The following is a 26,140-nucleotide window of genomic DNA, read 5'->3' as shown; positions in this document are numbered from 1 at the left end:
GGTTATGCGCTTTATAAAAATTTTATTTCTATTTATTGTTTTTCAAGTGTCTGCCCAACAAGGTGGTATGTGGATTCCTTCTCTTTTAGAAGGCATGAACGAAACTGAAATGCAAAGTTTGGGCAGTAAATTAACGGCTCAAGATATTTACGATGTTAACAATTCTAGCTTAAAGGATGCCATTGGTCATTTTAATGGTGGTTGCACAAGTGAAGTGATTTCAAACCAAGGTTTGGTATTAACCAATCATCATTGTGGTTTTGGACAAATTCAATCGCATTCATCTCTAGAAAACGATTATTTAAAAGATGGGTTTTGGGCCATGTCTCTAGAAGACGAATTACCAAACAAAGGTTTATTTATTGAATTTATTGTCAGTATTCACGATGTAACCGATGTTGCTTTAAAAGGAATAACTGATACAATGACCGAATCTGAAAAACAATCATTAATCTCAAAAAACACAAACGCAGCTTTAAAAACTTGGCCAAAAGAAGCTTGGCAAGACGTAAAGACAAAAGCATTTTATGAAGGCAATCAATACTTCCTTTTTGTAACCGAACGTTTTGAAGATATTCGTTTAGTTGGTGCACCACCAAGCAGTATTGGTAAATTTGGAAGTGACACAGACAACTGGGTTTTTCCTAGACATACTGGCGATTTTTCTATGTTTCGTATTTATGCAGATGCTAATAATAGACCAGCAAAATATAGCAAAGACAACAAGCCATATAAACCAAAGCATTACTTACCAATATCTTTAGATGGTGTGGAAGAAGGGGATTTTACAATGGTTTTTGGTTTTCCAGGTACAACAAGCGAGTATCTACCTGCTGTTGCCATTGAGCATATTACCAAAGAATTTAATCCTACAAATATTGCGATTAGAGAAGCGGCTTTAAAAGTCATTGACCAAAAAATGAAAGAAAGCGATGACATAAGAATTAAATATGCCTCTAAACAAGCCAGAATTGCTAACGCTTGGAAAAAATGGATTGGCGAGAATTTAGGAATTAAAAAAAGTAATGCGGTTGAAAAACGTAAAGAATTTGAAGCTACATTTACAAAAGCCTTGAAAGAAAAAGGGCTAGAGGATAAATATGGAAATATCCTTCCGGAATTTGATAGACTGTACAAAGACTTCGCACCAATTAATATAAAACGTAGAAACTTTATTGAAGTCTTTTTAGTAACCAATGAATTAATGCAAATGACCTTTAGAGCTTACCAAGTTGAACAAGCTTTAGTTGCTAACCCAGAAAATTTAGAAAGAGGAAAAGAAGTGTTAACTGGTCAATTACAAGGTATTCATAAAAATTATAATGCAGAATTAGACAAAGGGGTTTACCTCAATGTGATGCCTTTATATGGTAAAGACGTTGATGCGTCTATCTATGACAAAACAGCTTTTACTAATTTAGATTCTGCTTTAAGCTTGCTTGAAGGCGATGCAGAAACGGTTATAAAAAACTTAAACAATGATGCTGCTTATGAGTATGCAAAACCAATTATTGATGAGTTTTTTAACACACTAAATCCTGAATACCAACAAAAAAACGAACCAATTACAGCCTTACAAACTAAATATATGACAGCATTAATGGAAGCATTACCAAACGCACGTTATTTCCCAGATGCTAATAGCACACTTCGTGTCACTTACGGACAAGTAAGAGGCTATTCGCCAAGAGATGCGGTTTATTATAATCCAGTAAGTTATTTAGATGGTGTTATTGAAAAATACATTCCTGGCGATTACGAGTTTGATGTACCACAAAAATTACGAGATTTATACAACGCTAAAGATTACGGTAAGTATGCTGATAAAAATGGAAAAGTCCCAGTTTGCTTTTTAGGAACAAACCATACCACTGGTGGAAATTCTGGGAGTCCTGCTATTGATGCCGAAGGAAATTTAGTCGGCTTAAACTTTGACCGTGTTTGGGAAGGTACTATGAGCGACATGAATTACGACCCAGAAATCTGCCGTAACATTATGGTAGATTTACGCTACGTACTTTTTATAGTTGATAAATATGCTGGTGCAACGCACTTAATTGATGAAATGACTTTGGTTCATCCTAAAAAGGATGGTCCTAAATCTAAGAAAAAGAAGAAAAAACGTACTAAGCGTGGTTAGTTGTTGGTTTAATTGGCTAATTGATAGTTACTAAATTTCACTTACTGCGTTAATAATATAAGACCTCATTGTTTTTTAAAACTTTGAGGTCTTTATGCATTTGGTGTTTTAGCTTCTCGATACAATTTGCTCGTGCCTCACAAACCACTCGAAGTGACGTTATAGGTTAGTATAAAACTTAAAGGATAATTGAAACTCAGTCGTCTGTTCGAGTGAAATTGCCCTTTCTGCAATTTTGTATCGAGAACCTTTCTAGAAATATTCAGAATAATTTCAACTTAATAGCTTCTCGATACAATTTGTTCGTACCTCACAAATCACTCGAAGGGACGTGGTGGATTCATATTTAATATAAGGTTTCAATTGTTGTAATGTCGTCAGTTCGAGTGAAATTGCTCTTTCTGCAATTTTGTATCGAGAACCTTTAAAACTTCTTTTTTGCTAAATTCGGAAGCTTATCAAATTCTTCATTTATTAATGCTTCTTTTTTCGCCCTCGACCATTTCTTAATTTGTTTTTCTGTCTGAATAGCTAATGTAATATCAGTAAATTCCGCATAGAACACTAAAGTTAATGGTCTTCGATTATATGTGTAACTCTCCTTATGTTTTCCTGTTTTGTGTTCATGTAATCTTTTTGTGAGATTTGAAGTTATTCCTGTGTAATAACTTTCATCTGAACATTTTAAAATATATACATAAGATTGTTTCATGTTCTAAATATAGAAACTTCTCGATACAATATGCTGGTGCCTCTCAAATCACTCGAAGTGACGTTTTGGTTTATAACTAAATCTAAAGTACAATTGAAACTTAGTCGTCAGTTCGAGTGAAATTGCTCTTTCTGCAATTTTGTATCGAGAACCTTTCTAGAAATATCATGTATAATTTTACTCATTGGCTTCTCGATACTATTTGCTCGTTACACTCAAATCACTCGAAGTGACATTATTGTTCCTTTTTTGGTTTCAATTGTACACCAACAAAAAACCCTCACATTTCTGCAAGGGTTTAATTTATAATTACGTTTCACCTACCTTCGCAGGAATGATATTAATAACGATAGTGCTCAGGCTTATAAGGACCTTCAACCGTTACACCTATATATTCTGCTTGGTAATCTTTAAGTTCAGTTAACTCAACACCAATTTTAGCTAAGTGTAATTTTGCTACTTTTTCATCTAAATGCTTAGGCAACATATACACATCATTTCCGTAAGCTTCTTTGTTATTCCAAAGTTCAATTTGTGCTAAGGTTTGGTTTGTAAATGAGTTACTCATCACAAAACTTGGGTGACCAGTTGCACAACCTAAGTTTACTAAACGACCTTCAGCAAGAATAATAATTTCTTTTCCGTTAATCGTATACTTATCAACTTGTGGCTTAATAGTATCTTTAGTATCTCCATAGTTTTCGTTTAACCAAGCCATTTGAATTTCGTTATCAAAGTGTCCTATATTACAAACTATGGTTTTGTCTTTCATAGCTTCAAAATGCTCAGCTCTAACGATATCTTTATTTCCTGTTGTTGTAATAATGATATCGCTATTACCAACTACAGTTTCTAATTTCTTCACTTCAAAACCATCCATTGCAGCTTGTAATGCACAAATTGGGTCAATTTCAGTAACCGTTACAATAGAACCAGCACCTTTAAAGGAAGCTGCTGTACCTTTACCTACATCACCATAACCACAAACCGTTACACGTTTTCCTGCTAACATAACATCGGTTGCTCTACGGATGGCATCTACTGCAGATTCTTTACAACCATATTTATTATCAAATTTAGATTTTGTAACCGAATCATTTACGTTAATTGCTGGCATTGGTAAAGTTCCATTTTTTACACGCTCGTAAAGTCTGTGAACACCAGTTGTAGTTTCTTCAGATAAACCGTTGATGCCTTCAGCTAATTCTGGGTATTTATCTAAAACCATATTAGTTAAATCGCCACCATCATCTAAAATCATGTTTAATGGTTTTCTATCCTCACCAAAGAAAAGGGTTTGCTCAATACACCAATCAAACTCTTCTTCCGTCATGTCTTTCCATGCGTACACCGCAGTTCCTGCCGCCGCAATGGCCGCAGCTGCTTGATCTTGTGTTGAGAAAATGTTACAAGAACTCCAAGTTACTTCTGCACCTAAAGCTTGTAATGTTTCAATTAAAACCGCAGTTTGAATAGTCATATGTAAACAACCTGCAATACGAGCACCTTTTAATGGTTGCTCGTCTTTATATTCTTCACGTAAACTCATTAAACCTGGCATCTCTGCTTCGGCTAAATTAATTTCTTTTCTTCCCCAAGCCGCAAGCGACATGTCTTTCACCTTGTTTGGCACGTAAGGAATCGTTTTTGTACTCATATCTTTTTCTTTGTTTTTTTATATTCTAAAACACCTTTGGCTTTAGCGCTTAAATGGTTAAATTCGCTTATCTAAAATCGCCATGTCTAGCTAAGGCTGCGCAAAGATAATCAATAACATTAACAATACTAAATGCCACTGTACAAAACCATTAGTGTAAACTCACAAACTACTGTTAAAATCTGGAAGATTGACGAATCTTACGACGCGTTGATGCAACCATTAGATTTAAAACCAGAAAGTTTAAAACGTGTTTTAGGCATGAAAAGCGAATTACACCAACGTGGTTTTTTAAGTGTAAGGCATTTACTTAGAGAATTTGGTTATACCGATCAAGATTTGTTTTATGATGAAAACGGAAAACCTCATCTTAATGACGGTAAACATATTTCTATTACGCATTCGTTTACGTTCTCTGGTGTTATAGTGAGTGATAAAGAAGTTGGTATTGATATTGAAAAACGCCGAGATAAAATCACTAAAATTGCTCATAAATTTGTGGATTATGAGTTTAATTATTTAAAACCCACAGACAAAGATTACATTAACCGACTTACCATAATTTGGGGAATTAAAGAATCCTTATATAAACTTTTTGCAACACCAGGAATGCTATTTAATAAGCATTTTTTAGTGATTCCGTTTATGATGGAAGATGGTAAAACTGTAGCTTGGATTGATTACAATAATAAAAAATACAGATATAACACTGCCTTTTTTGAATTTGATGAATTTATGTGTGCATACGTCGTTCCATAATGAAAAACATCTATCAAAATATAAGCGCATCTATAGCAAAAAACGAGAAACTTTTAGCTGTATTAATTGATCCTGATAAGATGAAGCTCTCAAATGTTTCAAGTTTTATCTCTAAAGTAAATCAATCAATTGCCACACACATTTTTGTTGGCGGAAGCGAAGTTAACGAAGGATTAACTGAAGCTCTAGTTATAGAAATAAAAAAACACACCTTATTACCTGTAGTTTTATTTCCTGGTGACGTGACCCAAATAACAAATAAAGCAGATGGTATTTTATTTTTGTCGTTAATTTCAGGAAGAAATCCAGAGTATCTTATTGGAAAACATGTTGAAGCCGTTTCAAAATTAAAAGATTCGGATTTAGAAGTCATATCTACAGGGTATATACTCATTGAAAATGGAAAACAAACTGCGGTAGAACGCGTAAGCCAGACAAAACCTTTAGAGAGAGACAAAATTCAACACATCGCAGACACAGCAAAAGCAGGAGAATTATTAGGTATGAAACTTATGTATCTCGAAGCTGGCAGTGGTGCAACACATGCTATTGAACCTAAAATTATTTCAGCTGTAAAAAAACAATTATCCATTCCTTTAATTGTTGGTGGAGGCATAAGAACAAAAACCGAAATAGAATTAGCTTACAAAGCAGGTGCGGATGTAATTGTTATTGGAACAGCTTTTGAAAAAGATGAAGCATTTTTTAATCATTTACAGAAGTAAATTGTGACTATAAACTTGATTTAGCATCATATAAATAGAAAATTAATTAAAAGTCCGAATTAACGGAAATCAACCATGGAAATATCAGTAGACCTAACACTTTCACCTTTACAAAATGATTACGAAATACACGTAATTAACTTTATAAAAGCACTACGTAATTCTAAATTTAAAGTACTAGAAAACCCATTAAGTACGCAGATATTTGGTAACTATGATGAACTAATGCCTTTTTTAAATCAGGAAATAAAACGTTCTTTTGCAGCTGCCGATATTTCGGTATTAACCATGAAAGTAGTTAAAACCAATAGAAGTGATTATGAACCACATTTTTGATTTCTTTTTCGGTCAGTATGCCGAATATCAAACCTCTGATATTATATTAGAAATTGTGGCCGTAATTTTCGGTTTTCTTTCCGTATGGTTTTCTAAAAAAAACAACATTTTAGTGTTCCCTACAGGTATGATTAGCACCTGTATTTTTGTGTATCTATTATTAAAATGGCAACTTTTAGGAGACATGATGATAAATGCCTATTATTTTATAATGAGTGTATTTGGTTGGTACGTCTGGACCAGAAAAGTAGACGCAAAGCATGAAACTCCAATATCTACAACCACTACCAAAGAAAAACAATTAAGCGTAGCTATATTTATAGCAACGCTAATTTTTGTCTTTGTTGTTTACAAAAGCTTTGATAAATGGACAGGTTGGGTTGCCTACGTTGATACCATTACTACAGCTACCTTTTTTGTAGGCATGTGGTTAATGGCAAAACGAAAAATAGAAAATTGGATATATTGGATAATTGGTGACCTCATCTCAATTCCTCTATACTTTTATAAAGGATTTACATTTACAAGTTTCCAATATCTAGGATTCACAGTAATAGCCATATTTGGATATTTAGCATGGAAGAAAAACTTAAACAACAGCCAAGTAACTGCTTAAAAGTAGTGCTATTTGGCCCAGAATCAACAGGAAAAACAACCTTGTCTCGTCAATTAGCTAGGTATTATAATTCTGTTTGGGTACCTGAATATGCCAGAGAATATCTTCAAAATAAATGGAATAACCAACGTAAAACCTGTGAACCCAAAGATTTGCTTCCTATCGCCATAGGACAAATGAAACTTGAAAATCACTTGGCACAGCAAACAGATTCCGTTTTAATTTGCGACACCAATTTACTTGAAACTAAAGTATATAGCGAAGTGTATTACAAAGGTACATGTGACCCAATTTTAGAGACACATGCTCTAGAAAATTTTTATGACTTATATTTTTTAACTTATATTGACACGCCGTGGGAAGCTGATGACCTTAGAGATAAACCTGAAGAAAGAGAACTAATGTTTAAGGCTTTTGAAAATGCTTTAAAAACCTACAATAAACCTTACGTTATTTTAAAAGGAAGTAAAAAGGAACGTTTAGCATTAGCAACTAAACATATTGATAAACTATTTAGAGAACAACACATGAAATTTACAGAAACAGATATCAAACAAATAGAATCTAAAGGCTTAAATGCTGAAAAAGTAAAAGCCCAAATTCAACTTTTTAAAACAGGAATTCCGTTTACTAATATTTCTGAAGCTGCTACGATTAATAACGGTATCATTTCTTTAAACGAAGAAAACATAAAAAATTTCCTCAGCGAATTTGATACTGAAAAGGACAATAAATCCTTGCTAAAATTTGTACCTGCTTCTGGCGCAGCTACTAGAATGTTTAAGTTTTTATTTCAATTTGTAAGTGCATATAATGCAAACGAAGAATCTCTTAATTCTTACATCAATAAAAACAAAATAAAGGAGTTACCTTTATTTATGGTTGGTATGGAAAAGTTTCCGTTTTACAATCAGATTTTAGAATTACTTACATCTAAAGGTATTGATTTTAAGTCATTACCTAAACACGAACAAGTTTGGCACTTTGCTAAAACTATGTTAGATGAAAACGAATTGAGTTTTGGAAATCAACCAAAAGGTTTATTACCATTTCATGAATACAAAAAAGATCATGTTTCTACGGCTTTTGAAGAACACCTGTACGAAGCCGCATTATATGCCTCTAGTAAAGGTTTAGCCAAACTTCACTTTACGATTTCAGAGACACATAAAGATAAATTTACCCAAGAGTTTCACAAAATACAGAAAGATGTTGAGGAAAATACAGGTGTCAACTTTGATATTTCATTCTCTTACCAACAACAATCTACAGACACCATTGCTGTAACTTTAGACAACCAACCGTTTAAAGAAGCAGATGGCTCAATTTTATTTAGACCATCTGGTCATGGTGCTTTATTAAAAAACCTAAATGCCTTAAATTCTGACATCATTTTTATAAAAAACATAGATAACGTAGTTGTCTACAAATACAAAGAAGAAATTGCGAAATACAAAAAAGTATTAGCTGGTATACTTATTAAATTACAAACTAAAACTTTTGAGTATTTACACATTTTAGATACTGCTACTATTTCTGAAGCTACATTTAAATCTATTGAGGAATTTTTAACATCTAGTTTAAACATTAAAATATCAGATGAGTATAAAAAGTATACCAATCAATATAAAATTGAATATTTACAAGAAAAATTAAATCGTCCAATCCGTATCTGTGGTATGGTTAAAAACGAAGGCGAACCAGGAGGAGGACCATTTTGGGTTAAGGATGAAAAATCTAATCAATCGCTTCAAATTGTAGAATCTGCACAAATCGACTTAGATAACCCACAACAAGCAGATATACTTAAAAACGCAACCCATTTTAATCCTGTAGACTTAGTTTGTGGTGTAAAAAACTACAAGGGCGAAAAATTTGATTTAGAAAATTACGTAGACCACAACGCTGCTTTTATTACTCAAAAAACTAAAAACGGTAAAGACTTAAAAGCTTTAGAATTACCTGGACTTTGGAATGGAAGTATGGCAGATTGGACTACCATTTTTGTTGAAGTACCAATTATAACTTTTAATCCTGTTAAAACGGTAAATGATTTGCTAAAAGCCCCACATCAAATTAAAGAATAGTGGACATTAGATTACTTAAATCTGAATTAACCTATAAATATGTACGAAGCTCAGGAAGCGGAGGACAACACGTTAATAAAGTATCCTCTAAAGCCGAATTGTATTTTGACCTTAAAAATTCTAATGCGATCACTACAGAAGAACGTGAAAAACTTTCAGAATTCTTAAATAATCGCTTAACCAAAGATGGCATTTTAATATTAGCATGTTCTGAAAGCAGAAGTCAGTTTAGAAACAAAGCTTTGGTAACACAAAGGTTTTTAGAACTAATTGAAGAGGGCTTAAAAGAAGATAAAATACGTATTGCCACAAACGTGCCAAGAAGTGCAAAAAAGAAACGCTTAAAAGATAAACGTATTAATGCAGATAAAAAGGCAAATAGGAAACCACCTCAACTTGAATAAATCAAAAAAAATCAAAAATCGTAATTCATAAATCGTAATTCTGTTATATCTTTGCCGCGTTCTCAAAAAAGGGGTGCCTATTTGCGGCTGAGATCATACCCATTGAACCTAGAACAGGTAATGCTGTTTAGGAAACGAGCGTAAAGAAAACAATAGAATATTGTTTTTGGTAAACGCAACAGTTATCAATGTTTATTTTTCTACTTCTAGTTTATTCTTGTTTTGTATACAACGAATAAATTTCAAAAGAAAAAGGCATTTTTTAGCTTTGCTTATACCTCTAGCTCAAAACATTTAATTATTAATAATAAAGAATAATTACCTCTTTTTATTCGATTTTAAACAATCGTAATGAAAAATTTATTTCTTTTTTTAACACTCTTAGTGTTATCAGTCAGCGCTACAGCGCAACAAAACAAACCACTACAAGACTCTACTAAAGTAGAAAAACTAGATGAAGTCTTAGTAAAAGCAGTACGAGTAGATGCTAAAGCGCCAATTACACACAGTAATGTCAGCAAAGAAGATTTAGCAAAACGTAATTTAGGTCAAGACATCCCTATATTGCTTAACTTTTTACCATCAGTAGTAACTACAACAGATGCAGGTGCAGGTGTAGGTTACACTGGGATTAGAGTTAGAGGTATTAGCTCACAATCTACCAATGTAACTATCAACGGAATTCCGTACAATGATGCTGAATCTTTAGGGACGTTTTGGGTTAATTTAGGTGATTTTGCGTCATCAACAGAAAGTTTACAATTACAGCGTGGTGTTGGTACATCTACTAATGGTTCTGGTGCATTTGGAGCAAGTATTAACCTATTAACAGATGCAGTTTCTAAAAATGCTTCAGGTGAGATTTCTAATTCTTTTGGTAGTTACAACACCAGAAAGCATACCGTAAAATTCAGTACAGGTTTAATGAATAATCACTTTGAAATTGCAGGTCGTTTATCTAATATTGCTTCAGATGGTTATATTGATCGCGCGTCTTCAGATTTAAAATCTTATTTTTTACAAGGCTCTTATATAGATGATAATACCTTAATAAAAGCAATCACTTTTGGCGGAGAAGAAGTGACTTACCAAGCTTGGTACGGAACACCTTTAGCAAGAATCAATGGAGACGAAGCAGGTATTGAAGCATTTATAGCCGAAAACTATTTAAGTGAAGCTGAAGCTGAAAACCTTAGAAATTCAGACAGAAGATATAACTATTATACCTATGATAACGAAGTAGATAATTATGGGCAAGACCATTATCAATTACATTGGAATCAACGTTACAGCAACCAATGGTCTACCACGCTTGGACTAAACTACACCAAAGGAAGCGGTTATTTTGAACAATATAAAGAAGGCGAAGATTTTGCTGATTACGGTTTTGAACCATTAGATTTTAATGGCGAAATAATTGATCAAACGGATTTAATTAGAAGACGTTGGTTAGATAATGATTTTTACGTTTTAAATGCCAATGTAAATTACACAAACGATAACATCAATTTAATTTTAGGTGGATCTTACAGTCATTATGATGGTGACCATTTTGGTGAAGTGATTTGGGCAGAATTTGCAAGTCAAACTGAAATTAGAGATCGTTATTATGACGGAAATAGCAGAAAAAATGATTTTTCAGTTTTTACAAAAGCAAACTATAAGCTTAATGAAAAAATAAGTCTGTATGGTGATTTACAATTGAGAAATGTAACCTACAAAACTACAGGTACAACCTCAGATTTAGTAGAATTTGCTGTAGATAAAGACTTTACATTCTTTAATCCAAAAGCCGGAATTACTTACCAATTAAATAACGAAAACAATCTATATTTTTCTTATGCCAGAGCCAATAGAGAACCAAATAGAACTGACTTTGAAAGTAACGAAAACATAGAGCCAGAACAACTCAATGATTTTGAATTAGGATGGAGACACAACAAAGGTAATTTCACCTTTAATGCCAATGCGTATTACATGTTATATAATGAACAATTAGTTCTTTCTGGTCAGTTAGATGATGTTGGTAACCCAATAAGAACCAATAGTGGTAAAAGTTACCGTTTAGGTTTAGAACTAGAAGCTATAATACCAGTAACTTCAAAATTAACTTTGCAACCTAACGTAACCCTAAGCACTAATAAGAACGAAGAAACTATAATTGATTTTGATGGCGAATTACAGAATTTAGGAAAAACAGACATTTCGTTCTCACCAGATATAGTTGCTGCTAATGCCATAGTTTTTCAACCTATAAAAAACCTTCAAATGTCATTGTTAAGTAAATTTGTTGGTGAACAATTTATGGCTAACACAGAAGCTGAAACTTCAAAATTAGATAGTTTTTTCATCAATGATTTTAACATTAATTATACCTTAAAAACAAACTCTGTTTTTAAAGAAGTAGTGTTTTCTGCTTTAGTTAATAATATATTTAATGTAGAATACATATCTAATGGGTATTATTACACTTATGATGATACGTGGTCTGACCCAAATAGCGTAACCACCATAGAAGGCGCAGGTTTTTATCCACAAGCCACAACAAACTTTTTGGCAGGTTTAACGTTAAAATTTTAATTACTTACCAAATACGTATTATTACCGATATTCTCAACCCTGTACGGCAACAACGTACAGGAGTGAGAATTATCACTCAATCCTAGACCAGTCGCTAAACTAAATTGATTAGCTTCATCACAGCCACTTACAACAATATCACCAATACCAGAATCTGTTAATGTAGAACAAGAAGAAGGTATTACCCCTGGATCTGCAGCATCCCAAGCATATAATATTGCAGAACTAGCTCTATACAACCAAATACCTTTATTTCCGTATCCAGACACATAAACAGAGTTTCCTGTAAATTGTAATTGGCTAAATTGTGGGAAATTAGTATTAACAGTTAGGTTTACACCTACATCTAATAAAAAATTACAATTGTTATTATCATCTGTATTACTACATCCAAAAATTACAATACAACTAAGGGCTAAGAGTATTTTTTTCATTTTTAATTTTAATAAGGCAATTTACAATTATTTGAACTATGCCGTAAATATTTTATATATTTGTATAGTAATCTCGTTAGCGCGAGATTTTTTTTATGCTGATTGTATTTCAGCATCTTAGACTATAAACGAAGGAATTATGAGTAAAGTATCTTATTACACAGCTGAAGGTTTAAAAAAATTAAGAGAAGAGTTAAACCAACTTAAGGATATAGAGCGTCCTAAAGCTTCTCAAGCTATTGCAGAGGCAAGAGACAAAGGTGATTTAAGTGAAAATGCAGAATACGATGCTGCAAAAGAAGCACAAGGTATGTTAGAGATGAAAATTTCTAAAATGGAAGAAATTCTGTCTGGAGCACGAGTTATTGACGAGTCTCAATTAGACACCTCTAAAGTGTTGGCATTATCTATTGTAAAAATAAAAAACCAAATGAACGGTATGGAAATGACCTATACGTTGGTTGCAGAAAGTGAAGCAGATTTAGCCTCTGGTAAAATTTCTATTAATTCTCCAATAGGTAAAGGTTTACTAGGTAAATCTGTTGGTGATGTTGCAGAAATACAAGTACCTAGTGGTATTATGAAATTTGATATTTTAGAAATTTCGAGATAAAACAGTACAGATTACCTGCTTTTAAAACAGTAATAACTTAAAAAGATTCCTATTTACAGGAATCTTTTTATCTTTATAAAAGACATAATAACCAAAACTATGGCAACACTTTTTACTAAAATAATATCTGGAGAAATACCGTCTTACAAAGTTGCTGAAACTCAAGATTTTTTTGCATTTTTAGATATTAACCCTAATTCTAAAGGTCATACACTTTGCATCCCTAAAAAAGAGGTTGATAAAATTTTTGATTTAGATGAAGATTTATATCTTGGTTTAATGCAATTTTCTAGAAAAGTGGCAATTGCTCTTGAAAAAGCAGTGCCTTGCGAACGAATAGGCATGTCTGTTATTGGTTTAGAAGTACCACACACGCATGTACATTTAATTCCTTTACACTCTATGGATGATGCACGTTTTTCTAACAAACAAAAATTAGATCCAGAAGAATTTAAAGCTATTGCAGATAAAATAGCGTCTTATTTATAATTACAGAACCAAAACACCTGTTGCGAATAAGATTGTTGCAATAATAATCACAGTAAAAAACGTAATTATTCCCCAAGAAATTGGCTTTAAGGCTACCGATTTTGTTTTAAGATTTAATCCCCTTTTGTGATAGTTAACTACTTGTTCTATATCATCTGTCCAACGTACCGGAAAAATTTGAAGCTCACAATTAAGACAATTAATATCACTGACAATTTCGTTGGTAATTGATTTATAAAATTGTGTTTCTGATAATTTTTGTTTTATTGTAAGTTCTAAACTATCATTAGAATAACATTCCGGACAATTATTTTTTAACCTTGCTTCTTTAATAAGTTGAAATTGTGATGAACTCATACCCAAATTTAAAGTAAATTTTTGATTATCAAACTTTAAGCTAAATTTCTTAATTATAAAAATTCAAAAATTAGGCCTGCTTCAACATAATCTGAATGGTTGTTCCTTTTCCTATTTCAGAAGTTAGTACTTTTATTTTTCCTTTATGATAATCATTAACAATACGCTTAGCTAAAGACAGTCCAAGTCCCCAACCTCGTTTTTTTGTTGTATAACCTGGTTCAAAAATTTTAGTGTAAGATGATTTAGGAATTCCTTTACCAGTATCTGTAATATTAATAAAAACCTGTCTTTCAACCTGGTTTAGTTCTAGCTTTAAATCGCCTTTACCTTTCATGGCATCAATAGCATTTTTTACCAAATTCTCTATAGTCCAGCTAAAGAGTTGTTCGTTTAAATTTACGTAAATTTCTCTATCGGGAATTACAATTTCAAATTTAATAAGTTTTGATGAACGCGATTTTAAATACTCATAAGACGACTTAGTTACTGCAACAATATCTTTGGTTTTAAGGGTTGGTACAGAACCAATTTTACTAAAGCGATCTGTAATGGTTTGCAGTCTATCTATATCTTTTTCAATCTCAACAATGTATTCTGAATTTACATTTTCGGTTTTTAAAATTTCCGTCCACCCAACCAAAGAAGAAAGCGGAGTACCAATTTGATGGGCTGTTTCTTTGGCCATACCAGTCCAAAGCTTATTTTGTTCTGCAATTTTGGAGCTTCTGTAAAAGAAATAAACCACTGCTCCAAATAGCAAAATTATAAGCAATAATGCCAATGGATAAAATTTTAATTTATTTAAAAGTGGTGAATTGCCATAATACATAGTTTGTTTCACCTTCTTTCCTATTTTTACAGGAATAGGGTGATTTTCACTTTCATATTGCCGAATAAGGGCTTCTAATTTCTTTGGATTTGCTATTGTTAAGCTATCTATATTTCTAGAAAAGTTAACAGAACCATTTTCATCTAATACAATAACTGGTGTACTAATAATGGTTTCTGTTACAACGTGAGATGTCACAGGGTTAACGTCTGTATCTAGATTATCCATACTATTTAGATCAATCTGCGCAACAGACCATGTTTTCATTTTAGAACGTTCTTCGGCTTTAAAATTTTGAAAAAACGTATACGTATTCCATAGAATAAGAGAGATGATTATAAAAGAAGACGCTATAATAACCCAACGGATTATATTTCTATTTAAGCTAAAAGTCATTAATTCGTTTTTATCTATTCTAAATATAATGCAAAACTGTTAATAATATTGTACGTTAATGTTTATAAAACACTTTCGTTGCCAAACCAATTAAATTATATTTGTTGAAAACCAGCTAAATACATGATATCATTTAACCCAAAAGATCTTTCAACAGGCGTTTTACATAGTTATCTATTAAGTGCTGTTGCTCCAAGACCAATTGCTTTTGCAAGTACAATGGATGTTAATGACAATCCTAATTTATCGCCATTTAGTTTTTTTAATGTCTTTAGTGCTAATCCGCCAATATTAATATTTTCTCCGGCCAGACGCGTTAGAGACAATACAATAAAACACACTTTAAAAAATGTAGAAGCTACAAAAGAGGTTGTTATTAATGTGGTAAATTATGACATTGTTCAGCAAATGTCACTAACAAGTACAGAATATCCTGCAGAAACAAATGAATTTGAAAAAGCAGGTTTAACAATGGTAGCATCGGATATTGTTAAGCCATTTAGAGTGGCTGAATCTCCAATACAGTTAGAATGTAAAGTCAATGAGATTGTTACATTAGGAACTGAAGGTGGCGCAGGTAATTTAGTAATTTGCGAAGTGGTAAAACTTCATATTACAGAAGAGGTTTTAAATGAAGACAATACCATTAACCAAGAAGCATTAGATCTAGTGGCTAGAGCAGGCGGAAGTTATTATAGTAGAGCTAAAAAAGGATTTTTTGAAATCCCAAAACCATTACAAACCATGGGAATTGGTGTAGATAATATGCCAGAACATGTAAGAAATAGCATGATTTTAACTGGTAATAATCTTGGTATGCTTGGCAATGTTGAAGCCTTACCAAATAAAGACGAAGTAGAGCAATTTGTTGAAGATATTTCGGAACGTTATCCGGATATTAAAACAGCATCTCACAGAGAAAAACATAAATTAGCTCAAAATTATTTGAGCTATGGAGACGTAAAAAGTGCTTGGAAGTTATTACTTTCGTAGCCTGAAATAAAAAAGAATTATTTAAATAATAGATTAAGCAAAAATGGAAGTACAAGGACGTGTTAAAATGATAGGAGAGACTCAAACTTTTGGAAGTAATGGGTTTAGAAAAAGAGAGATTGTAGTCACAACAGAAGAGCAATACCCACAGCATATTATGGTGGAGTTTGTTCAAGATAAAACAGACTTATTAAATAATTATAAGGTAGGTCAACAAGTAAAAATAAACATAAATTTAAGAGGTAGAGAATGGGTAAACCCACAAGGTGAAACTAAATATTTTAACTCTATACAAGGATGGAGAATTGAGGCTCTACAACCAGCAGCAGGCGGAGACATGCCTCCTGTTCCACCAACAGAAGCTTTTGAACCTGTTAGTGACTTAAAAGAAGATGACAACGACGATTTACCATTCTAAATCGTTAGTTAGATACTATAAAGATGGACTTGCTTTATTTTTAAGGCAAGTCTTTTTTATGTCTATCAGTTTATAAAACTAAAAAAGTCCTGGTGGTTAATCAGGACTTAGTATTGTGGTTTTAGGTTTGACCTCTCCAAATAAATTAAAAAAAAAAAGCAATGATGAACAAAAATTTAATTCACAAAGGTCAATTCAAATATGAAAAAAAATCTGTTACTATCAAAGTTAAAGCGTTAATTTAACAGCAATAGTAAGTTAACCCCTTTTATTCTTAATGCACTATTTAACCAAAGCAATTGAATTTCCGGATGTATCTAAGGCTACTGCAGAAGGTCTTTTAGCTATTGGTGGCGACTTATCACCTCAACGCCTACTCCATGCCTATGCAAATGGGATATTTCCATGGTTTCAAGATGAAGAACCCATTTTATGGTGGTCACCAGACCCCAGATTTGTTCTGTTTCCTGAGGACATAAAAATTTCTAAAAGCATGAAACAAGTCTTAAGAAAAGGGGATTTTAAAGTCACAGAAAACAAAGCTTTTAAAGCTGTTATAGAAAATTGTGCATTAGCAAAACGTACAGACCAAGATGGCACTTGGATTAGTGATGGTATGATTGAGGCCTACTGCAAATTACACCTGCTTGGTTTTGCAAAATCTATAGAAGTTTGGCAAAACCAAGAACTCGTTGGTGGTTTGTATGGCATTGCTATTAACGATACCGTTTTTTGTGGTGAAAGTATGTTTACTAAAGTGAGTAATGCAAGTAAAGTGGGCTTTATCACTTTTATTAACAACTCTAACTATAAGCTAATAGACTGCCAATTACATACTAAACATTTAGAAAGTTTAGGCGCAAAACATATAGCAAGAGAAGCTTTTTTATCATATCTGTAATTAAACTTGATTATATCTAAAACAAGATGTTTCGTGATCATTTACTATACCTGTAGCTTGCATAAAAGCATAAATTACAGTAGAACCTACAAATTTAAAACCACGCTTTTTTAAATCTTTACTAATAGTATCACTTAGAGGTGTGTTTGCTGGTGCATTTTTATAATTTTCAACCTTATTTTTAATAGGTTTTCCATCTACAAAATTCCAAATATATTTAGAAAACGACTCAAATTCTTCCTGCAGTTTCATAAACGCTTGTGCGTTAGTAATGGTTGCATTTACTTTTAATTTATTTCTAACAATTCCTGGATCTTGCAACAATACTTCTACTTTAGAAGTATCATAATTAGCTATTTTTTTATAGTCGAAAAAATCGAATGCTTTTCTAAAATTATCGCGTTTTTTTAAAATTGTTATCCAACTTAAACCAGCCTGAAACGTTTCAAGAATTAAAAATTCAAACAGCGTGGCGTCATCAAAAACTGGTACTGCCCATTCTTGATCATGGTAAGCTTCATATAATGCATTTCCGGCACACCAGCCACATCTGTTTTTATTCATATGTAAGGAATTTTATTTAGTGCTACTAATGTAACAACTGTTGCATAAAAAATAGCAACAGAACCTTATTTTTGTTTTATGGAAACAGACACACTTACAGTAAAAGATATTATTTCAGAAAGTCTAAAAAATAGTATGACTTATGCTGAATTTAGAGCACTGGTTATTAACTTAGTTGAAGAAAATTCCACTACCGGAAACGATAAATCGGATGCCATGGTAAATTACACACAGCTTAACGATAGACGTATGAGACGTTGGGATAAAACCGGAAAAGTAGCCGAAAACTTAAAAACTAAAATTGAAAGTTTCAATAAAAAAGTAACATGGTTAGTCATTTCTGAAAGTTGGTGTGGAGATGCTGCACACATAATGCCTATTATTAATAAAGCCGCTGAGCTTAATGATAATATTGATTATAAAGTGGTACTTAGAGATGAAAACGACGCTTTAATGAACCAGTTTTTAACTAACGGCGGAAAAGCAGTACCAAAATTAATTATGTTAGATTCTAAAACCAATGAAGTTTTAAACACTTTTGGACCTAGACCAACTATAGCTACTAACATGGTTAAGGCTTATAAAGAAGAACATGGTACAATTACACCAGAGTTTAAAGAAGAATTACAACGATGGTACAATAAAGATAAAGGACAATCTATAATTGAAGATTTAGTTAATTTATTAGGGTAAACTAATTAGCTTTATTAAGATTGTTATAATCAATAGGGCCACATTAACTTTTGTGTTTATACTTCTTACTTTACTTCCCCTTAAACATAAAAGTTATTGTGCCTATTTGGTCTTTTTTAGTTGAAGCATCAAATGCTACAGACTTTGCGTAGTCTAAAGCATGTTCAACTAAGCATTTGTTGTTAGAATTAGATGAACCATTGACGTAAGCATCATAAACATCACCAGAGGCATTGACTTTAATATTTACTACTATTTTACCTCCAATTTCACAGAGGTAACGGGGAATTTCGTAATGCGCTAAAGTTCTACCTTTTAATGAATAAGTTAAAGTTCCTTTATTTTTAGCATGCTCATCTGCTAGCTTTTTATTTTTTAAACGTTGTTTAAGCTCTTCTTGCAGTTCTTTATATGATGCAGTTTCGGATGTATTTAAAGCGTAGTCTCCACCATTAGCATAAGATTTTATAGTATTCTCTTCGTTAATTTGATTATCTATTTTACTGGCTTTAGCTTCTTCAATTGCTTTTGTAGTACGCTCAAAATCATTTGCACTAACAGATTTAAAGTTACGCATCATTTCTTTATACTCTTGATCTTCGTTAAATGCTTTATTGGTAGATTCTGCATTTAAATCTTCTAATTGTTTAAGCTCTTCTATTGTCTTCTCTGGTTCTGGTTCTAACAGATAATAACTTTCACTAATAAGTTTTCCTTTTAATTTTAGTTCTGCACTAAACAATAGAAGCACTATAGTACTCGAAAGAAGAAATGTAATAATTAGTGCCTTATGTTTTTCAATGAAACTCAATAGAATAAAATTGGTGTTGAATGTATATACGAATATAATAACGAAATAGTTGAAATACCAATATAAAAAACAAAATCAAATCAATCTATAGAAGGCAAACTAGCCATAAATTCTTCAGGTGTTAAACCATTTTCAACTTTAAAATCACCTATTCTTGTACGACGTAAAGAAGATAAATGTGCCCCAGAATTTAGCGCTTTTCCAAAATCATTAGCCAATGACCTAATGTAAGTACCTTTGCTACAAACCACTCTAAAATGCAATTCTAGCTGATCTATTTTAGTAATTTCAAACTCAGTAATTTCAACTTGTCTCGGTTTAATTTCAACCGCTTCTCCTGCTCTAGCAAATTCATACAAACGTTTGCCATCTTTTTTTATTGCAGAAAACACAGGTGGAAATTGCTCTATTTTACCAATAAATTGTTCTGTGGTTGCGTGGATCAATTCATCCGTAATATGTTCCGTAGGAAACGTTTGGTTAATCTCTGATTCTAAATCAAAAGAAGGTGTAGTTGCGCCTAAAGTAAACGTCCCTGTATACTCTTTTTCTTGACCTTGAAAAATGTTAATCTGCTTGGTCATTTTCCCTGTACAAATCACCAACAAACCTGTTGCAAGTGGATCTAACGTACCTGCATGACCAACTTTAATTTTTTTAATATTAAAAGCTTGACGAATCTCCCAACGCAATTTATTTACGGCTTGAAACGATGTCCATGTTAAAGGTTTATCAATTAATAAAACTTGTCCGGCTAAAAAGTCTTCTTTGGTCTGCATTACATTAAAGACCATATGATGGCAACAATACCAACGATTAAACAATAAATTGCGAAGTAAGACAATTTACTCTTTTTAACTAAAGCAATCATCCATGTACACGCAAATAAACCTGCTACAAACGCTGCTATAAACCCAACGCTTAAAGCTGTAAAATTAGAACTATCATAGGTTAATTCGCCTCCTAACAAGTCTTTTGCTATTTTACCAAAAATTAAAGGCACCACCATTAAAAATGAAAAACGAGCTGCTTTTGTTTTATCATTACCCAAAATTACAGAAGTAGAAATTGTAGCACCAGAACGCGAAATTCCTGGTAACATAGCAACGGCTTGCGATATACCAATAACAAATGCATTAGAAAACGAAACTTTCTTTTGAGTATCCTTAGCTTTGTCTGCCAAATACAATAAAACTGCGGTAATAATTAACATGCAACCAACAAGTAAAATATTACCATTAAAGAGTTGCTCTAATTGTTCTTCAAAAAAAACACCAACAATTACGGCAGGAATCATAGACAACGCAATTTTTGAAACAAATTGTAAATCTTCATTCCATTCAAATTTCAAAACTCCTTTAATAATTAAAAGAATATCTTTTCTAAAAATAACAATGGTACTTAAAGCCGTTGCAAAATGAAGTACTACTGTAAATAATAAACTTTCTTTTGGTACAGAATTGTCACCAAGAATTGCTTTTCCTAGTTCTAAGTGACCACTTGAGGAAACAGGTAAGAACTCTGTAAGCCCTTGAATAATTCCTAAAATAATTGCATCTATAATTTCCATGAGACAAATGTATCAATTATCAGAAAACTACATGCTAAAAGTGAATAAAAAGCGAATTATTTCTTGGGTTCCTTATTTGGATTTAAAAGAATAGCATAAACCTGAATACCAAAACCTATAAGAACTAAAGTTGGTGCTAAACGTATGCGTCTCCAGCTATAAATCGACTCGTCAAAAACATTTGGGTCGTCACTTCCGCCGCCAGACATAAGGATAAACCCAACAACAATAAATGCTAAACCAATAAATAAGAATTTATAGTTTTTTTTCCCGAATATAAATTCGGACTTAGATTCTTCTTTTCTTTTTTGCTCTCCCATAATCTTTTCAGCTAGGCTTTTGTTGTTTGCAAAGTAACAGAATTTTTATAAATAAAAGTTTTCATTAGTATTTTCCTAACACTTAATAATACAACTGATCCGTCTTTAAGTTTAAGAAACGTTGCGTTGCAATAAAAGTACTAATCCAGGTAATAACAATTCCTAAAAGAAAAATCCCAATGAACAATGCAACAATTAAAACGGTATTTTTTAATAATTCTAATTCTGGAAATGTAATATCTAAATAGTATAAAACCACTGCCATACCTGCTAAAGCCACTAATGCACCAATAATGCCTAGTTGTACACTTTTCCAAACAAATGGTCTACGTATAAAACGTTTTGTTGCGCCAACCATTTGCATGGTTTTAATGATAAATCGTTTAGAATACACTGCTAAACGAATAGAACTATTTATTAATAACACGGCAATCAATGTAAACAACCCACTAATTATTAAGACCCAAAAGGTAATTTTCTTAACATTATCGTTCATTAATTCTACCAAATCATTATCGTATCTAATTTCTTCTATAAAGGCTTTATTAGATAAGCTATCTGTGATTTCTGTTAATTGTTCTGTGGTTACAAAATCGGCTTTTAAATGCACATCTATTGAATTTTTAAGCGGATTATAACCCACAAAATCCATAAAATCTTCGCCTGTTTCTGCTTTCATAAACTCAGCAGCTTCTTCCTTAGAAACATAAAGTGCTTCTTTGGTATAATCTGCCATTGCCAAACTCTTTTTTAACTGATTAACCTCTACTTCTTTCGCCGTATCATTGAGATAAATTGTCATAACCACTTGCTCTTTAAAGTGATCAGCTACTTTTTTAGAGTTAATTACTAAAAGCCCTAAACAGCCTAAAAGAAACAAAACCAAAGCAATACTAATCACTACAGATACATAAGAAGATATCAGTTTACGTTTTTGGTATTTATCAAAAGATGATGCCATATATTAATTCTGTAAAATATTATTTATTTAATTTGCAAACCGTACAATCATTCTAACAATAAAAAGAATCACGAGTATAACGGTTACTATTAAGTATTTATTAGACGATGATTTCGATTTATTAACACAAGCTTGGTAACGCACAGATTGTGCTTCATTTAGTTTAATACTTTTTAATCGGTCTAAAATACCATTAAACATCGTAAATTCTACCTCGCTAGATGCTTTATATTGTTTTAGCTCTTCGCAAACTGCCAAGCTATTATCTAAAATTTCATTCTTCTTGTCTGCAATTTCTGGATGATTTTTTTCGAAAATGGCTTTATTAACATAGTTTAATACATCATTCACCATTGAACTGCTAACACTAATTATATCTTCTAGATTTTTATTTCCTGTAATTTTTTTATTTAATTGTTTAGATAATTCTACAGTTGTGTCTAAACGCTCAGATAAAAACTCTACAATACGATCTGTAGTTTCTGCATTACAAAACCACGTGGAATTAATTAGCTTAACAACCTTTGCCTCTTTCTTAGTACCTAAATGCGTAGTGTATATTTCAACAAAAGCTTCATAATATTTTGGGCTTAACCAATCAATAAATGCTGTACTAAACGTATCAAAAGACGGAAATTTAACAAACGTATTAAGGTCTTTTTCTGTGATAAGCTTGTTTAAACCCTCATGTTCTAAAAGAATTGATTCAAAATTTTCACTCATTTTTTAGGTGCTAAAATAATGTACCACGAAATTAATAAATATTATAGCGACGCAAGTAATAATCTCTATAATTTTGATAGCTAATGAGCTATAATTTTTACGCTTCGGCCTTTAATTATCAGTCAATAAGTTTAAATTTGCGACATCAATACAAGGCGAAAAAAATAATGATGTACGATTTTAATTCTATAGAAAAAAAGTGGCAAGACTATTGGGCAAAAAACCAAACGTTTAAAGCTTCAAATACAAGCGACAAACCAAAATACTACGTATTAGATATGTTTCCTTATCCTTCTGGTGCAGGTTTACATGTTGGTCATCCCTTAGGCTATATTGCCAGTGATATCTACGCACGTTATAAACGCCACAAAGGTTTTAACGTTTTACATCCTCAAGGTTACGATAGTTTTGGGCTACCTGCAGAACAGTATGCTATACAAACAGGTCAGCATCCAGCAGTAACAACAGAAGCCAATATAAAAACGTATCGTCGTCAGTTAGACCAAATTGGTTTTTCTTTTGATTGGAGCCGAGAAGTAAGAACTTCTAATCCTGAATATTACAAATGGACACAGTGGATTTTTATTCAGTTATTTGAATCTTGGTATAATAATGACTCTAATAAAGCTGAAGAAATAAAAACCTTAGTTTCAAAATTTGAAGCGGAAGGAAATGCAACTGTAAATGCAGCTTGCGATGATGATATTGAAATTTTTACTGCTGAAGAATGGAACGCTTTTTCAGAAGTTGAAAAACAAGAAATTCTATTAAAATACAGATTAACCTATTTAGCAGAAACCGAAGTCAACTGGTGTCCGGCTTTAGGAACCGTTTTAGCTAATGACGAAATTGTAAACGGTGTTTCAGAACGAGGAGGACATCCTGTGGTACGTAAAAAAATGACCCAATGGAGCATGCGAATTTCGGCTTATGCCGAACGTTTGTTGCAAGGTTTAGATACGATTGATTGGACAGATGCTTTAAAAGACATTCAGAAAAACTGGATAGGAAAATCGGTTGGAGCTTCGGTATCTTTTAATGTAAACGGACACGATGACGTCATTGACGTTTTCACTACAAGACCAGATACCATTTTTGGTGTGTCCTTTATGACACTTGCACCAGAACACGAGCTAGTATCAAAAATAACAACAGCAGAACAAAAAGCAGACGTTGAAGCTTACATAGAAAAAACAGCAAAACGAAGCGAACGCGATCGTATGGCAGATGTAAAAACCATTACTGGTGTGTTTACAGGTGCTTATGCAGAACATCCATTTACAAAAGAACCAATTCCAATCTGGATTGGTGATTACGTTTTAGCAAGCTACGGAACAGGTGCTGTAATGGCTGTACCTTGTGGCGACCAACGCGATTTTGATTTTGCAAAGCACTTCGGAATTCCAATTCCTAATATTTTTGATTTATCAAGTATAAAAGGTTCAAGTGAAAATTCTCCTCCTTCGGAGGAATTAGAGGAGGCTTTTACCTCTAAAGACAATGTAAAAATTGCCAATAGTGATTTCCTTAATGGCATGAACTATAAAAAAGCATCTAAACGCGCTATTTATGAACTAGAGCAATTAGGTCAAGGTGAAGGAAAAACCAATTACCGATTACGAGATGCTGTATTTTCTCGTCAACGCTATTGGGGCGAACCTTTCCCAGTGTATTATGTAAATGGTATGCCTCAAATGATAGAAGCTGAGCATTTACCAATTAAATTACCAGAAGTAGAAAAATATTTACCAACCGAAGAAGGCGAACCACCTTTAGGACGTGCAGACGTTTGGGCTTGGGATACAGAAAAGTGTAAAGTAGTAAGTAACGAGTTAATTGATAACGAAACTATTCATCCACTAGAACTAAACACCATGCCTGGTTGGGCAGGAAGTTCTTGGTATTTCTTCCGTTATATGGAAGAGGCTGCCAATAGAGATGGAGTGTTTGCAAGTGAAGAAGCTTTGAAGTATTGGGAAAATGTAGATTTATACATTGGTGGTAGCGAACATGCAACAGGTCACTTACTCTACTCTCGTTTTTGGGTAAAATTATTGAAAGATAGAGGTTTTGTAAATGTTGAAGAGCCTTTTAAAAAGTTGATAAACCAAGGTATGATTTTGGGGACTAGTGCTTTTTTATATAGAGAAGAAAACACAAACACCTATGTCTCTAAAGGATTAATTGAAGGAAAAAATGTTCTTCCTATTCATGTTAAAGTTAAATACGTTAATGCTTCAGATGAATTAGATATTGAAGGGTTAAAAAATGATTCTGAATTTGGAGAAGATTATGCTGATGCTGAATTTATTCTTGAAGAAGGAGTTTATAAAGTTGGTCGCGACGTCGAAAAAATGTCCAAATCAAAATACAATGTTGTTAATCCTGATGATATTGTAGTAGATTATGGCGCAGACAGTTTACGTTTATACGAAATGTTTCTTGGTCCATTAGAACAATACAAACCTTGGAATACAGCTGGTATTACAGGTGTTCACGGTTTCCTAAAAAAACTTTGGAAACTGTTTGTCAATGAAAATGGTTTAAAAGTAACAGATACTGAACCAAGCAAAGACAACTTAAAAACCTTACACAAAACCATAAAGAAAGTAGAAGAAGATATTGAGAATTTCTCTTTTAACACCTCTGTTTCTACATTTATGATTGCTGTAAATGAGTTGACTGCCCAGAAGTGTACAAGTAAAGAAATTCTTGAACCTTTATTGGTTTTAATTTCGCCTTACGCACCACATATTGCTGAAGAATTATGGGAACAATTAGGACATGAAGGTTCTATATCAACTGTAGATTTTCCAAAATTTGAAGCGAGTCACTTAGTAGAAAGTAGTAAAAAATATCCTATTTCTTTTAATGGTAAAATGCGTTTTACCTTAGAGTTACCAATGGATATGCCTAAAGACGAGATTGAAAAAACCGTTATGGCTCACGAGAAAACCATAGCGCAATTAGATGGCAAAACACCTAAAAAGATAATTGTAGTGCCTGGCAAAATTGTAAATATTGTTGGGTAACTATTAAATTAATTATT

At 32.6% G+C, this 26,140-nt stretch carries 27 protein-coding genes; 15 read left to right on the top strand and 12 right to left on the bottom strand.

Features of this window, described 5'->3' with window-relative positions; genetic code table 11:
- Positions 1-4 precede the first annotated feature (4 nt).
- On the top strand, positions 5-2,140 hold the full coding sequence (locus tag GN138_RS08995; protein ID WP_157363474.1) for a S46 family peptidase: 2,136 nt from the start codon (positions 5-7) through the stop codon (positions 2,138-2,140).
- A 424-nt stretch (positions 2,141-2,564) separates the two neighbouring features.
- Here the strand turns inward: GN138_RS08995 and GN138_RS08990 are convergent, their stop codons facing one another.
- Entirely contained in the window at positions 2,565-2,852 is a 288-nt protein-coding gene (locus GN138_RS08990; RefSeq protein WP_157363473.1) for a GIY-YIG nuclease family protein, read from the bottom strand.
- A 340-nt stretch (positions 2,853-3,192) separates the two neighbouring features.
- A complete protein-coding gene (gene ahcY, locus GN138_RS08985) occupies positions 3,193-4,509 on the bottom strand; it encodes an adenosylhomocysteinase (protein ID WP_157363472.1) in 1,317 nt (438 codons plus the stop codon).
- A 132-nt stretch (positions 4,510-4,641) separates the two neighbouring features.
- Here ahcY and GN138_RS08980 point away from each other — a divergent pair, with 132 nt between their 5' ends.
- The 7 genes from GN138_RS08980 (at position 4,642) to GN138_RS08950 (ending at position 12,016) form a co-directional block, all read left to right on the top strand.
- Positions 4,642-5,268, top strand: a complete 627-nt coding sequence (locus GN138_RS08980) for a 4'-phosphopantetheinyl transferase family protein (protein ID WP_157363471.1) — start codon at positions 4,642-4,644, stop codon at positions 5,266-5,268.
- A complete protein-coding gene (locus tag GN138_RS08975; protein ID WP_157363470.1) occupies positions 5,268-5,993 on the top strand; it encodes a geranylgeranylglyceryl/heptaprenylglyceryl phosphate synthase in 726 nt (241 codons plus the stop codon). Before GN138_RS08980 ends, GN138_RS08975 begins: the two co-directional genes overlap by 1 nt.
- Positions 5,994-6,068: 75 nt before the next feature.
- Positions 6,069-6,329 (top strand): hypothetical protein, encoded by a 261-nt coding sequence (locus GN138_RS08970; protein ID WP_157363469.1) that lies wholly within the window; start codon positions 6,069-6,071, stop codon positions 6,327-6,329.
- Complete coding sequence (pnuC, locus tag GN138_RS08965) at positions 6,313-6,945, top strand: nicotinamide riboside transporter PnuC (protein WP_157363468.1); 633 nt, start codon at positions 6,313-6,315, stop codon at positions 6,943-6,945. The genes GN138_RS08970 and pnuC overlap by 17 nt, the downstream gene beginning before the upstream one ends.
- Positions 6,906-9,032 (top strand): DUF4301 family protein, encoded by a 2,127-nt coding sequence (locus GN138_RS08960; RefSeq protein WP_157363467.1) that lies wholly within the window; start codon positions 6,906-6,908, stop codon positions 9,030-9,032. The genes pnuC and GN138_RS08960 overlap by 40 nt, the downstream gene beginning before the upstream one ends.
- On the top strand, positions 9,032-9,436 hold the full coding sequence (gene arfB, locus GN138_RS08955; protein ID WP_317162725.1) for an alternative ribosome rescue aminoacyl-tRNA hydrolase ArfB: 405 nt from the start codon (positions 9,032-9,034) through the stop codon (positions 9,434-9,436). Before GN138_RS08960 ends, arfB begins: the two co-directional genes overlap by 1 nt.
- 351 nt (positions 9,437-9,787) lie before the next feature.
- Positions 9,788-12,016: a TonB-dependent receptor gene (locus tag GN138_RS08950; RefSeq protein WP_157363466.1), complete on the top strand. Its 2,229-nt coding sequence runs from the start codon at positions 9,788-9,790 to the stop codon at positions 12,014-12,016.
- On the opposite strand, the gene GN138_RS08945 is transcribed toward GN138_RS08950, so the two are convergent.
- A complete protein-coding gene (locus GN138_RS08945; protein WP_157363465.1) occupies positions 12,013-12,450 on the bottom strand; it encodes a hypothetical protein in 438 nt (145 codons plus the stop codon). The genes GN138_RS08950 and GN138_RS08945 overlap by 4 nt on opposite strands.
- Positions 12,451-12,589: 139 nt before the next feature.
- On the opposite strand from GN138_RS08945, the gene greA reads away from it, so the two are divergent.
- Both greA and GN138_RS08935 read left to right on the top strand, forming a co-directional pair.
- Positions 12,590-13,063 (top strand): transcription elongation factor GreA, encoded by a 474-nt coding sequence (greA, locus tag GN138_RS08940; RefSeq protein ID WP_157363464.1) that lies wholly within the window; start codon positions 12,590-12,592, stop codon positions 13,061-13,063.
- A gap of 99 nt (positions 13,064-13,162) precedes the next feature.
- Positions 13,163-13,552 (top strand): HIT family protein, encoded by a 390-nt coding sequence (locus tag GN138_RS08935; RefSeq protein WP_157363463.1) that lies wholly within the window; start codon positions 13,163-13,165, stop codon positions 13,550-13,552.
- Here GN138_RS08935 and GN138_RS08930 read toward each other — a convergent pair whose 3' ends face one another.
- Both GN138_RS08930 and GN138_RS08925 read right to left on the bottom strand, forming a co-directional pair.
- The gene (locus GN138_RS08930; protein ID WP_157363462.1) at positions 13,553-13,909 is read right to left on the bottom strand and encodes a hypothetical protein; all 357 of its coding nucleotides are present in this window, start codon (positions 13,907-13,909) and stop codon (positions 13,553-13,555) included.
- 70 nt (positions 13,910-13,979) lie between these two features.
- Complete coding sequence (locus GN138_RS08925) at positions 13,980-15,137, bottom strand: sensor histidine kinase (RefSeq protein WP_157363461.1); 1,158 nt, start codon at positions 15,135-15,137, stop codon at positions 13,980-13,982.
- A gap of 123 nt (positions 15,138-15,260) precedes the next feature.
- On the opposite strand from GN138_RS08925, the gene GN138_RS08920 reads away from it, so the two are divergent.
- The 3 genes from GN138_RS08920 to aat all read left to right on the top strand — a co-directional run bounded on the left by GN138_RS08920 (position 15,261) and on the right by aat (position 17,449).
- Positions 15,261-16,130, top strand: coding sequence for a flavin reductase family protein (locus tag GN138_RS08920; RefSeq protein WP_157363460.1), 870 nt, complete (start codon positions 15,261-15,263; stop codon positions 16,128-16,130).
- A 43-nt stretch (positions 16,131-16,173) separates the two neighbouring features.
- Positions 16,174-16,548: a DUF3127 domain-containing protein gene (locus GN138_RS08915; protein WP_157363459.1), complete on the top strand. Its 375-nt coding sequence runs from the start codon at positions 16,174-16,176 to the stop codon at positions 16,546-16,548.
- Between the two features lie 277 nt (positions 16,549-16,825).
- On the top strand, positions 16,826-17,449 hold the full coding sequence (gene aat / locus GN138_RS08910) for a leucyl/phenylalanyl-tRNA--protein transferase (RefSeq protein ID WP_157363458.1): 624 nt from the start codon (positions 16,826-16,828) through the stop codon (positions 17,447-17,449).
- Here aat and GN138_RS08905 read toward each other — a convergent pair whose 3' ends face one another.
- The gene (locus GN138_RS08905) at positions 17,450-18,013 is read right to left on the bottom strand and encodes a DNA-3-methyladenine glycosylase I (RefSeq protein WP_157363457.1); all 564 of its coding nucleotides are present in this window, start codon (positions 18,011-18,013) and stop codon (positions 17,450-17,452) included.
- A 78-nt stretch (positions 18,014-18,091) separates the two neighbouring features.
- Between GN138_RS08905 and GN138_RS08900 the strand changes: the two genes are divergently transcribed.
- Positions 18,092-18,706, top strand: coding sequence for a thioredoxin family protein (locus GN138_RS08900; protein WP_157363456.1), 615 nt, complete (start codon positions 18,092-18,094; stop codon positions 18,704-18,706).
- Between the two features lie 70 nt (positions 18,707-18,776).
- Here the strand turns inward: GN138_RS08900 and GN138_RS08895 are convergent, their stop codons facing one another.
- The 6 genes from GN138_RS08895 to GN138_RS08870 form a co-directional block, all read right to left on the bottom strand.
- Complete coding sequence (locus GN138_RS08895; RefSeq protein WP_157363455.1) at positions 18,777-19,517, bottom strand: energy transducer TonB; 741 nt, start codon at positions 19,515-19,517, stop codon at positions 18,777-18,779.
- An 80-nt stretch (positions 19,518-19,597) separates the two neighbouring features.
- A complete protein-coding gene (gene truB / locus GN138_RS08890; protein ID WP_157363454.1) occupies positions 19,598-20,296 on the bottom strand; it encodes a tRNA pseudouridine(55) synthase TruB in 699 nt (232 codons plus the stop codon).
- A complete protein-coding gene (locus tag GN138_RS08885; RefSeq protein ID WP_157363453.1) occupies positions 20,296-21,087 on the bottom strand; it encodes an undecaprenyl-diphosphate phosphatase in 792 nt (263 codons plus the stop codon). The genes truB and GN138_RS08885 overlap by 1 nt, the downstream gene beginning before the upstream one ends.
- A 56-nt stretch (positions 21,088-21,143) precedes the next feature.
- Complete coding sequence (locus tag GN138_RS08880) at positions 21,144-21,407, bottom strand: DUF3098 domain-containing protein (protein ID WP_157363452.1); 264 nt, start codon at positions 21,405-21,407, stop codon at positions 21,144-21,146.
- 82 nt (positions 21,408-21,489) lie between these two features.
- Positions 21,490-22,368: a cell division protein FtsX gene (locus GN138_RS08875; protein WP_157363451.1), complete on the bottom strand. Its 879-nt coding sequence runs from the start codon at positions 22,366-22,368 to the stop codon at positions 21,490-21,492.
- Positions 22,369-22,395: 27 nt separating this feature from the next.
- Positions 22,396-23,091, bottom strand: coding sequence for a hypothetical protein (locus tag GN138_RS08870; RefSeq protein ID WP_157363450.1), 696 nt, complete (start codon positions 23,089-23,091; stop codon positions 22,396-22,398).
- A gap of 167 nt (positions 23,092-23,258) precedes the next feature.
- Here GN138_RS08870 and leuS point away from each other — a divergent pair, with 167 nt between their 5' ends.
- Positions 23,259-26,123 carry a leucine--tRNA ligase gene (gene leuS / locus GN138_RS08865; RefSeq protein WP_157363449.1) on the top strand — a complete coding sequence of 955 codons (2,865 nt, stop codon included), beginning with the start codon at positions 23,259-23,261 and terminating at the stop codon, positions 26,121-26,123.
- The last annotated feature ends 17 nt before the right edge of the window (positions 26,124-26,140 follow it).

It is taken from the genome of Winogradskyella endarachnes, from assembly GCF_009741275.1.
Classification (GTDB): domain Bacteria; phylum Bacteroidota; class Bacteroidia; order Flavobacteriales; family Flavobacteriaceae; genus Winogradskyella; species Winogradskyella endarachnes.
This window is presented reverse-complemented; position numbering and strand designations above follow the sequence as displayed.